This is a genomic window from Amycolatopsis sp. NPDC003861, from assembly GCF_053605405.1.
This window is the reverse complement of sequence record NZ_JBSGJD010000075.1, coordinates 26433-37136: the sequence shown is the minus strand read 5'-3', so window position 1 is coordinate 37136 and position 10704 is coordinate 26433. Positions and strand designations below refer to the sequence as shown.

Annotated in this window: 10 protein-coding genes; 9 read left to right on the top strand and 1 reads right to left on the bottom strand. The window is 72.0% G+C overall.

Going from position 1 to position 10704, the window contains the following annotated elements; translation table 11 throughout:
* Positions 1 to 125: 125 nt before the first annotated feature.
* Positions 126 to 743, bottom strand: coding sequence for a TetR family transcriptional regulator (locus tag ACWEVN_RS20240; RefSeq protein ID WP_449685786.1), 618 nt, complete (start codon positions 741 to 743; stop codon positions 126 to 128).
* Between the two features lie 116 nt (positions 744 to 859).
* Between ACWEVN_RS20240 and ACWEVN_RS20235 the strand changes: the two genes are divergently transcribed.
* The 9 genes from ACWEVN_RS20235 (at position 860) to ACWEVN_RS20195 (ending at position 10667) form a co-directional block, all read left to right on the top strand.
* The gene (locus tag ACWEVN_RS20235; RefSeq protein WP_452052273.1) at positions 860 to 2392 is read left to right on the top strand and encodes an acyl-CoA synthetase; all 1533 of its coding nucleotides are present in this window, start codon (positions 860 to 862) and stop codon (positions 2390 to 2392) included.
* A 10-nt stretch (positions 2393 to 2402) separates the two neighbouring features.
* Positions 2403 to 3395, top strand: coding sequence for an LLM class flavin-dependent oxidoreductase (locus tag ACWEVN_RS20230; RefSeq protein WP_449685784.1), 993 nt, complete (start codon positions 2403 to 2405; stop codon positions 3393 to 3395).
* Between the two features lie 11 nt (positions 3396 to 3406).
* A complete protein-coding gene (locus ACWEVN_RS20225; RefSeq protein WP_449685783.1) occupies positions 3407 to 4162 on the top strand; it encodes an SDR family NAD(P)-dependent oxidoreductase in 756 nt (251 codons plus the stop codon).
* Between the two features lie 336 nt (positions 4163 to 4498).
* Positions 4499 to 5320 carry an AfsR/SARP family transcriptional regulator gene (locus ACWEVN_RS20220; protein ID WP_449685782.1) on the top strand — a complete coding sequence of 274 codons (822 nt, stop codon included), beginning with the start codon at positions 4499 to 4501 and terminating at the stop codon, positions 5318 to 5320.
* A 91-nt stretch (positions 5321 to 5411) separates the two neighbouring features.
* Positions 5412 to 6968, top strand: a complete 1557-nt coding sequence (locus ACWEVN_RS20215) for a hypothetical protein (protein ID WP_452052272.1) — start codon at positions 5412 to 5414, stop codon at positions 6966 to 6968.
* Positions 6969 to 6991: 23 nt separating this feature from the next.
* Positions 6992 to 7429, top strand: coding sequence for a hypothetical protein (locus tag ACWEVN_RS20210; RefSeq protein WP_310970039.1), 438 nt, complete (start codon positions 6992 to 6994; stop codon positions 7427 to 7429).
* Positions 7426 to 8865 (top strand): FHA domain-containing protein, encoded by a 1440-nt coding sequence (locus tag ACWEVN_RS20205; protein WP_452052271.1) that lies wholly within the window; start codon positions 7426 to 7428, stop codon positions 8863 to 8865. The genes ACWEVN_RS20210 and ACWEVN_RS20205 overlap by 4 nt, the downstream gene beginning before the upstream one ends.
* A 24-nt stretch (positions 8866 to 8889) precedes the next feature.
* Positions 8890 to 10296 (top strand): AMP-binding protein, encoded by a 1407-nt coding sequence (locus tag ACWEVN_RS20200; RefSeq protein WP_452052270.1) that lies wholly within the window; start codon positions 8890 to 8892, stop codon positions 10294 to 10296.
* On the top strand, positions 10293 to 10667 hold the full coding sequence (locus tag ACWEVN_RS20195) for an ectoine synthase (RefSeq protein WP_449685778.1): 375 nt from the start codon (positions 10293 to 10295) through the stop codon (positions 10665 to 10667). Before ACWEVN_RS20200 ends, ACWEVN_RS20195 begins: the two co-directional genes overlap by 4 nt.
* Positions 10668 to 10704 lie beyond the last annotated feature (37 nt).

The window sequence follows — 10704 nt, the reverse complement described above, 5'->3', positions numbered from 1 at the left end:
GACACCCCCCCCCATACCCCAACACTCTTCCCCCCCACCCCCCTCTTCCGATCGCCCGCCCCCGCTGTGCCACACCCCCTCCCCCGGGGGCGGGCCGCCGTGCCGGGCACGGCGGCCCGCAGGCGTCAGCCGACCAGGCGGGGGAACAGCTCCCGCACCCCGCGCCGCAGGTCGTCGAGCGCGGTCTCCTCGTCGGCCAGGTGGCGCAGCAGGGCCTGCTGGAACAGCCCGTCGAACAGCGCGTACGCGTCCGCCGCCGAGCACGTCGGCTCGGCGTCCGCCAGGCCGGCGTACGCGGTCACGTTGCGCCAGATCATGTCCCGCAGGCTGTCGTCGATTTCGGCGACGTCCTCGCGGAAGGCCGGCTCGAACAACGACTGCGTGCGCAGGTCGTACCACATGCGGTGCATCAGGGGCGCCTCGCCGAGCGCCGTGGCGAGGCCGTCCGCGCACGCCGCCGCCAGCTCGGCCGCCGTGGCCGCCTCGCCGACGCCGCCCTCGTAACGCTGGACGCACGCCGCCTTGTAGCGGCGGACGCAGTAGGTGATCAGCTCGACCTTGTCGGCGAAGTAGTAGTGCAGCAGCCCGTGGGAGAACTTCGTGTGCTCCGCGATCGTGCGCAGGCTGGTGCGGGCGTAGCCGAGGTCGGCCAGGGCCAGGAGCGCCGCGTCGGCCAGCTCCCGGCGGCGGTCCTCGAACTTGTCGGCTGGGGTCCGGCGCCTCACGGCGGCTGCGCTGGTCACAGGGGCGAAGATACCATCCGGCCGTTTTCTGACCAATCGTCCAAGAAAATCTTGACATTCGTCCAAATGGCGGTCATGGTCTTCACCAGCCGCCGGCGATGTCGGGAGGGACGACGATGTCTCTGTTCTTCTACCTGGAGAAAGGCGCCTCCCTGGACCCCGGGGCGCCCTGCTTGACCCTCGACGGGGTCACCCGGTCCTACGGCGAGGTCGTCGAGCTCGCCGAAGCGGTCGCCCGCGCGTTGCGGCGCTCCGGCGTCGCCCCCGGGGACAAGGTCGGCATCCTCTCGGCCAACGACCCCACCGCGTTCACCTGCGTCTTCGGCATCTCCCGGGCCGGCGCGGTGTGGTGTCCGATCAACCCGCGCAACGCCGCCGGCGAGAACGCCGAGCTCCTGGACCTGTTCGACTGCGCCACCCTGGTCTTCCAGCCCGCCTTCGAAGACCTGGTCCGCCGGATCGCCCCGCAGCTGCCGAAGCTGACCACGCTCGTCCGCCTCGGCGACGGCGACGCCTTCGCGCCCGGCTTCGACGACTGGCTCGGCCGGGCGGAAGACGACCCGCCCGCGGTGGCCGACCCGCCCGGCGACGTCGTCGCCCTGGTGGGGACCGGCGGCACCACCGGACGTCCCAAAGGTGTCATGCTCACCGACCGCAACCTCGAGGTGATGTCGGCGATCACGCTGATGAGCTACCCCTTCGAGGGCCGTCCGGTCTACCTGGCCCTGGCCCCGCTGACGCACGCGGCCGGCGTCCTGTGCTTCCCGGTCCTGGCGCGCGGCGGCGAGGTCGTGATCATGCCGAAGCCCGACGTCGGCCGGTTCCTGGAGCTGATCGGACACCACCGCGTCACGCACACGTTCCTGCCGCCGACGCTGATCTACCTGGTGCTCGGTCACGAAGCCCTCGACCGCACGGACCTCTCGTCGCTGCAGTGCTTCTGGTACGGCGCGGCCCCGATGTCGACGGCCCGGCTCACCGAAGCGCTCGACCGGATCGGGCCGATGGCGCAGCTGTTCGGCCAGTCCGAGGCCCCGATGATGATCTCGACGATGGCCCCGGCCGAGCACCGGCGGCCGGACGGCACCGTCCACACCGGACGGTTGTCCTCGGCCGGGCGGCCGTCGCCACTGGTCACCGTGGCGATCCTCGACGGCGACGGAAACCCGGTCCCGCCGGGGGAACGCGGTGAAATCTGCGTGCGCGGCTCGCTGGTGATGGCCGGCTACTACCGCGACCCGGAAGCCACGGCGGCGGCGTCGGCCCACGGCTGGCACCACACCGGCGACATCGGGTTCCTCGACGGCGAAGGCTTCCTCCACATCGTCGACCGGGCCAAGGACATGGTCATCACCGGTGGGTTCAACGTCTATTCCGCCGAGGTCGAGCAGGCGGTGCTGGCCCACGACGCGGTCCGCGACTGCGCCGTGGTCGGCCTGCCCGACGACAAGTGGGGCGAGCGCGTCACCGCCGTCGTCCAGCTGAGACCCGGTGCCGAACTGGACACCGGGGAGCTGATCGCGTTCGTCAAGGACCGCATCGGCAGCGTCAAGGCCCCGAAGCAGGTCGAAGTCTGGCCGGACCTGCCCCGCTCGACCGTCGGCAAGGTGCTCAAGGCCGACATCCGCACCACCCTCGCCACCCGCTGAAGGAGAACACATGAAACTCGCGCTCTACCTGCCGAACTTCCGGGACAAGGTGACCGTGCGGGAGCTCGAGGACCTCACCGCGCTGGCCGAGGACCTCGACTTCGACTCCGTCTGGACGCTCGACCGGATCATCGTCCCGGAGACGTCGGACACCCAGGAGATGCAGTACGCGTTCGGCATGATCGAGGGCTTCCCCAAGGGCCTGCCGGTCAGCTCGCGCGGCGAATTCCTCCAGGGCATGCCGCTCATCCCGTGGCTCGCGGCGAAGACGTCGAAGGTGCGGATCGGGATGAGCATCATCGACACGCCCTACCGCTCGCCCGGCGTCCTCGCCGCGGAACTGGCGACCATCGACCACCTCTGCGGCGGCCGGCTCAACGTCGCCGTCGGCTCCGGCTGGATGCCCGAGGAGTTCGCCGCCGCGAGCGCGTCGCACCTCTTCCCGAAGCGGCACAAGCACGTCCGGGAAACCCTGGAGATCATGCAGGGCATCTGGACCAACGACCTGTTCGAGTACCACGGCGAGTTCGCCGACTTCCAGCGCAGCGGGTTCGGCGCCAAGCCGGTGCAGAAACCGCACCCGCCGATCTTCTTCAGCGGCCTCAAGGACGCGAAGCGGTCGGCCGCGCGCATCGCGAAGTACGGGCTCGCCGGCTGGATCGGCATCCAGGACTCGCCCGAGGACATCACGAGGTGGCGCACCGAGATCCAGCGCGAGCTCGAGGCCCTCGACACCCCGCGGTCGGTCGACGACCTCGAGATCGCCAGCATGATCTGGTTCGTCATCACCGACCAGGACATGGACCAGAGCCCGCTGGGCAAGGGCACCAACCTGCTCGTGGGCTCGCAGGCGCAGATCACCGACCGGCTCAAGCGCTACCGGGAAGCCGGGCTGACGATGCCCTTCCTGTGGCCGCCCTTCCAGGACGTCCCGGTGGCGAAGACGCTCGACGACCTGAAGCGCCTCAAGGAAGAAATCCTCCCCAAGATCGACGCGATGTGAAAGGGATCAGCATGTCCGAACTCGAGGGAAAGCGCGTCTTCGTCACCGGCTCCGGTGCCGGTATCGGCAAGGCGATCGCGGCGCTGTTCACCGAACGCGGGGCCCGGGTCGTCGTGAGCGATCTCGACTCCCTCGCGGCCAAGCAGGCGGCCGGCGAGATCGGCGCCGCGGGGGTCGCCAACTGCGACGTCACCGACGAAACCCAGGTCCAGTCGGCGATCCAGCAGGCGGTCGACCTCCTCGGCGGCTTGGACGTCCTGGTCAACAACGCGGGCATCGAGGTGTCGTCCCCGCTGCTGCAGCAGCCGACGGAGAGCTTCGACCGGATCTTCGCGGTCAACGTCCGCGGCACGTTCGTGACGATGAAGGCGGCGGCCCCGCACCTGGTGGAGTCCAAGGGCAACATCGTCAACATCGCCTCGATCGCCGGGATCGGCGGCAGCCCGCTGCTCGGGTCCTACTGCGCGACGAAGGCGGCGGTGATCCAGCTGACCCGCGTGGCGGCGGTGGAGATGCGCCCGACGGGGGTGCGGGTCAACGCGGTCTGCCCGGGCTTCGCGGACACGGCCATGGTCGAACGCCTGGTCCCGGACTTCGAGGCGGCCACGCAGGTCCCGTTCGGCGACCTCGTCGCGGCCAAGCAGGGCCGGCTGGGCACCCCGCAGGACATCGCGGAGGTGACGGCGTTCCTGGCCTCGGACCGGGCGAGCTGGATCACCGGCAGCCACTACGTCCTCGACGGCGGGTTGACGGCGTCGCTGGTCTGACCCGCAGGTGCCCGGCCGGTTCGGTGACGAACCGGCCGGGCATCGGTGTGCGGACGGTCCGACAGCGGTTCGCGTGGGTGTGACCGGCCAGCCGGAACCGGCCGAATAGGACAGTCCCGGCCCGGGGCACGGAGCCGAAGTGACGGAATACCCCGTCCGACGCTTTCTCAAACGACTACTTTTCGTGACAATCCTTCGTCTTTCCCCCTCGTTGCAACGGAATTCCCGGTGATCCGTGTACGGATCGTGAGAATTCCGTGATCATGTAACGGTCCCGCGGCGTGGCGTCTCGGTACTCCACGAAACCATCTCCGACCCGCGTTTGGGGGACATCCCATGCTCGTCGACGTCACCACCACCCGGTCCGCTCTCTTCCGCCCGGACGCGCAGGTCTGGCCGTCCGCACCCGAGCGTCCGATCGGGACGTCCGAAGAGGCCACTCCGGTGGGCGAACTCAGCCTGCTCGGCGGGTTCCGGCTCGTGCTGCGCGGAGAACTGGTCGACGTGAGCACGACCGGGCAGCGGCTCGTCGCCGTCCTCGTCTGCCACTCCGGCTCGGTCGCGCGGCGGCAGATCGCGCACCTGCTGTGGCCCGACGCCACCACCGCGCGCGCCCACGCCAATCTACGCACCGTCATCTACCGGCTGGAACGAACCTGTCCGGGCCTGATCGTCGTGTGCGGCTCGTACCTGCGGCTCGCCGGCGGGCTGCGCATCGACCTGGACGAGACGACCGCGCTGGCCAACCGGATCCTCGCCACCGAAGGCCCGCTGCCCGCGGCGGTGCGCACCGAAGCCCTCGACGCCGGCTTCCACCACGACCTCCTGCCCGACCTCGACGACGAATGGCTGCTGGAGTACCAGACCCGGTACCACCAGCTCCGGCTGGCCGCGCTGGAAACCCTGTCCCGCCGCCTGGCCGGCGAGGGCCTGCCCGGCGCGGCCGTCTGCACGGCGTTGGCGCTGGTGCAGGCGGATTCCCTGCGCGACAGTGCACACCAGACGCTCATCCGGGCCTGCCTGGTGCAGGGAAACCAGCAGGAAGCGCTTTCCTACTTCGCCGACTACCAGCGGATCTTCCGCGACGAACTGGGCGTCGAACCCGCTTCCAGCATCGGCCAGCTGCTCGACGAACCGGCCGCCGACCTCGACGTGTGACGCTCGGAGAACGGTGCGCCGACGGCGTCGCCGTCACCCTTGCGAGTGAATGTTCCCCGGAGCGACGAGAACAGTGAGCCGGTGAGTGAAAGTGACTGACACGACCGATGCCGTGGCTGCGCCGCAGCTGCCGACCGCACGGGCCGTCCCGCCCCTGCTGGACCAGAGTGCCATGTGGACCGACGAAATGGTGGCCGGCGCGGGCATCCCGGTGCAGGACGCCCCCTTCGTCAGCGTCGGCGGGGGAATGGGCTCCTTCGTCACCGTCGACTACCTGCGGATCGCCGGCGACGTGCCGGCGCAGGACATCCGCGTCCTGTCGAACCTCGCCCACCCGTGGGAGACCTACGAGTACCTGACCCGCGTTTCGCAGCTGCCGCGGGCCCGCCGGATCCGGTCGGACTCGGCGTCGCGGCCGGACAACCTGTGGGGCTTCCCGTCCTACGCGCTGCAGGAAGCGTGGCGGACCCGCAGCCTCAAGCCGTTGACGCAGGTGTTCCTGGAGCCGGACTTCGCCGACTTCTACACCCCGGTGCTCGGCACGGTGCTCGACGGCATCGCGCGGGAGGCCGACCGGATCCGGTACGGCGAGATGCTGGTGCGCGGCGAGGTGCAGGTGGTCCGCCGCCGCGCCGGTGGCGGCTACTTCAGCCTGCTGTCCCCGGCCGCCGCCGACGGGAGCCCGGCACCGGGGCACGTCGCCTTCCGCTCGCGGGACGTGCACCTGGCCGTCGGCTACCCGGGCCTGCGGTTCCTGCCCGACATGCAGGCGTTCCGCGAACGGATGAACGACTTCCACCACGTGGTCAACGGCTACGAGGACCACGAGCACGTGTACCAGGCCCTGCGCCACCGGCCCGGCACCGTGCTGGTGCGCGGCGGCGGGGTCGTTGCCTCGGCCGTCCTGCACCGGTTGATCACCGACCGGCTCGCCGGTGGCGCGGAAACCCGGATCGTGCACCTGTTCCGCACCTTCTACGCCGGCCACCACGGGCCGCACCCGTGGGCGCGGCGGCCCGGTCGCGACGGCTGGGCGTTCCAGGGCTTCAACTACCCGAAGTCCGCGTGGGGCGGCCAGTTGCGCGCCCGGATGCACGGGCTGGAGGGCGCCGACCGGGTCCGGATCTACGAGCAGATCGGCGGGACGACGACGCCGTCGCGGCGGCATTGGCGCGAGGGGCAGCGGACTGCCCGGGAAGAGGGCTGGTACCAGCCGGTCTCCGGGCGGATCGCCGACCTGCGGCTCGACGGGCCGGGCATGGTGGCCACCATCGGCCGCCCCGAGGGCCTGGCGAACGTCGCCGTCGACTACGTGATCGACTGCACCGGCCTCAACGGCGACATCAGCGAGCACCGCGTCCTGGGCGACCTGCTGCGCCAGCCCGGCGTCGGACGCAACGTGCTCGGCCGGCTCGACGTCGGCGAAGCCTTCGACGTGCGCGGAGCGGACAACGGCGAAGGACGGCTCTACGCGACCGGCGCGGCCGCGTACGGCGGCTACTTCCCCGGGGTGGACACCTTCCTCGGGCTCCAGCTCGCCGCGCAGGACGTCATCGACGACATCGCCCGGCGCGGCTACTGCGACCACATGGGACCGGTCAGCTCCATCGCCCGGTGGCTGAAGTGGGCCACCGGACGCCGGATCTGACCGTACGTGGAGAGGACGACGACGTGGTGCCGACACTGCTCGGCCGGATCCAGACCCGGCTGTTCCTGCTGATCTTCCTCGGTGGTGCGCTGACCGCGCTGCTCGCGCCGATCCTGCCGATCGACGCCCCGGTGGCGCAGCGGTACCAGGCCACCTTCGTGGTGCTGGGCGCCGTCACCGTGCTGGGGGTCGGCTGGGAGTTCGTCTACCACCTGCTCATGCAGTGGCGGTGGGAGAAGGACTGGCCCACCCTCTTCGGCCTGCTCACCGCCGTGCCGGAGGGAATCCTCGTGTGGGTCCTGGCCGGCCGGGGGCGGTTGCCCTGGCTGCCGGGCCCGGTGCCGTGGGGCGCGTTCCTGATCCACTTCGGGGTCGTCTGGCTGGCGGTGTGGCTGTTCGCGAACGGGCCGATGCGGGTGCCGTTCATCCGATGGAGGTTTCACGGCGGGAGACTGGTATGAGCACGGTTCTGGACAACGCACCGCAGGCGGCCGCAACGGCCCCGGACGGGCTGCACCCGTTGCGGGGCAACGCAGTCCTGGCCCGCTACGGTGACCTGACCCTCGTCTGCGAAGCGGTGCCCGGCCGGCAGCACCGCATCGGCGCGCTGCTCGACGCGGTCGCCGCGATCGCGGCGGACGAGGCCGACGCGCGGCAGCTGAGCCGCCGGGTGGCGGGACTGATCGACGCGGACGCCGAAGACTTCCCGGCCCTCTGCGCCTTCGGCCCGACCGGCAACGGCATGGCGGCGGTCGTGCACGGAGGGGCCGAGCTGATCGTGACGGTCAACGGCCGGCACGTCCACCTCGACGGCCGCGACGCGGCAACGGTCCTGGACCGGGTGATCACGGATCGGGTGGACGCCGTACGCGCGGTCCTGGGCGGCACGGATCTGGGCACGGTGGACGACACACCCGCGCCGGCCCCGGCTCCGGCCGAGCCCGCTTCGGTGCCGGCCGAGCCGGCTTCGGCGCAGGACCCGGCCCCGGCTCCGGCTCCGGATCCGACCGAGCCGGCTCCGGCGCCCGCACCAGCTCCGGCGCAGGACCCGGCCGCGGCCTCGGCTCCGGTGGCGGGGCAGGCAACGGCTCCGGCTCCGGTGCCCGCGCCAGCTCCGACGCCGGCGCAGGTCCCGGCCGCGGCCCCGGCTTCGGTGGCGGAGCAGGCGACGGCCCCGGCTCTGGTTCCGGCCGCGGTAGCGGAGCAGGCGACAGGCCCGGCTTCGGTTCCGGCGGCCGGACCGGCTCCGGTGTCGGCGCAGGTCCCAGCCGCGGCTCCGGCTGCCGTAGTGGGGCAGTCGACAGCTCCGGCGCCCGCGCCAGCTCCGGTGCCGGCGCAGGCCGCGGCTCCCGTCCCGATCCCGGCGCAACCGACCAATACCGCGCAAGCCATCACCATCGAGTCCACAACGGACAGTCGCTCCGGCGGCGTCGCGACCGTGTCCGGTGTGCGGTGCGCTCGTGATCACTTCAACGATCCCGCCGTCTCCTACTGCTCGGTGTGCGGGATCTCGATGGCGCAGGCTCCTCGCTCGCCCGATGTCGGGCCGCGGCCGCAGCTGGGGGTGCTCGTGCTCGACGACGGCACCACCGTCCCGCTGGTGCGGGACCTCGTGCTCGGCCGGATGCCCGAGTTCGACGAGGCCGTGGCCGCGGGGGAGGCCGATCCGGTCACGCTGGCCGATCCGCTCGTCTCGCGGCGGCACGCCCGGATCGCGCTGCGGGGCTGGCAGGTCGTCGTCACCGATCTGCAGTCGGCCAACGGGACCTTCGTGCTGCCGCGGGGGAGTGCCACCTGGCGCCGGCTGGAACCGGGGGCCGGCGCCGTGCTCGAACCCGGCTCGACCGTCGCCGCCGGGATGCGGCAGCTCCACTACTTCTCGCACCGGCACTGCTGATCCCCGACTCCGAAGGAGCCCGCCATGCCGTCGTCGTCCTTCCTCGCCCGCTTCTCCGCGTGGGCCCGCCACACGCCGGAGGCGCCCGCTCTGTCCGCCGGTGACCGGGTCGTCTCCTACGCGGCCCTGGGGCGCCTGGCCGCCGAGTTCGGCCCCGCCGTCGCGCGGACCGCCGGACCCGTCTGCGTGGCCCCGCGCCGGTCGCCGGAGACCGTCGCCCTCGTGCTGGCCTGTCTGGCCGGGGGCAAGCAGGTCCTGCTGCCGCCCGCCGAACTCGGGTCGGACGCGCTCGTCGACCTGTGCGGCCAGGCGGGGTGCTCGGCCGTCCTCGCGGGGGACGGGGAGTTCGTCCGGCTGGCCCGGGCGGACGTGCGGCCCGCCGCGCCACCCGGCCTGCTCCTGACCACCTCCGGCACGACCGGGCCGGCCCGGACGGTGGTGCTCGACACCGCGGGGCTCGACCGGTTCTTCGGCTGGGCCTCGGCCCGGTTCGGGATCGGCCCGGGCGCCGCGACGCTCAGCTGCGTGCCGCTGAACTTCGACCTGTCCCTGCTGGACGTCTGGGCCGCGCTGGCGGCCGGGGCACGGGCCGAGCTGGCCGCACCCGAAGCCGCCACCGACGGCGCCCGCCTGGCGGAGGCGTGCGGGCGCGCCGACGTCGTGCAGCTGTCGCCGATGCACCTGCGGATGCTGACCGAATCGGCGGCCCGGCCGCTGCCCGGCGTGCGGCACGCGATCTCCACCGGCGACGTCCTGCCGCCCCGTCTCGCCGCCGCGTTGCCGGCGCTGTTCCCGCGGGCGCGGGTGTGGAACCTCTACGGCTGCACGGAAACCAACGACAGCTTCCTGGCCGAGGTGGACGCCGGGGAGGCCCTCGCGCTCGGCGCCGTGCCCCTCGGTGACCCGATCGCCGGGGTGCGGGCGGCCATCGCCGGTGACGACGGCGAAACCGTGCCCGGCGCGGGGCGGGGCGAACTGCTGGTGTCGACGCCGTTCCAGGCCCGGGGCTACCTGGACCGGCGGCGGGGCGGGATCGTGCCGATCGGAAGCCCGTTCCGCACCGGCGACGTCGTCGAGCGCGACGAGCGGGGCCGGCTGTTCCCGCGCGGCCGCGGCGACGACCAGGTGAAGGTGCGCGGCGTCCGGACGAACCTGCAGCAGGTCGAGGCGGTCATCCTCCGCCACACCGACGTGGTCGACGCGCTCGTCACCGCGACCGCCGACCCCGCCGAGGGCCACCGGATCAGCGCGTCGGTGCGGCTGCGGCCGCGGACCCGGCTCACCGGGCTGCAGCTGCGCGTGTACTGCCGCGCGAAGCTGCCGGCCACCGCCGTCCCGAGCGACGTCGAGATCGTCGAACACCGCATCGGCCGGACCGCGAACGGGAAGCGGCGGGCCGTGGCCACCTCGAAGGAAGGAACCCTGTCATGATCGTGCGTTCCAAGGCGGAAGTGACCTGCGTCGACTGGGGGAACGGGCTCAGCTACCGGTTTCTCACCCAGCACGACAACATGGGGTTCACCCTGGCCCACACGCTGGTCAAAGCCGGTTCGAAATCGCCGCTGCAGTACCGCAGGCACCTGGAGGCCTGCTACTGCATCTCCGGGCGGGGCCAGGTGGTCACCGCCGACGGCACCACCTTCGACCTGGCGCCCGGCGTCATCTACGCCCTCGACGACCACGACGAGCACTTCCTCATCGCCTGCACCGAAGGCGACATGGAGCTGGTGAGCGTCTTCAACCCGCCGCTGCGTGGTGACGAGCGGCATTCCTTCGACCAAGCCGAATTCTCGCACTACTGAGCGGTTCGCCGGCCGGGGAGGCGGCCGGAACCGCCGG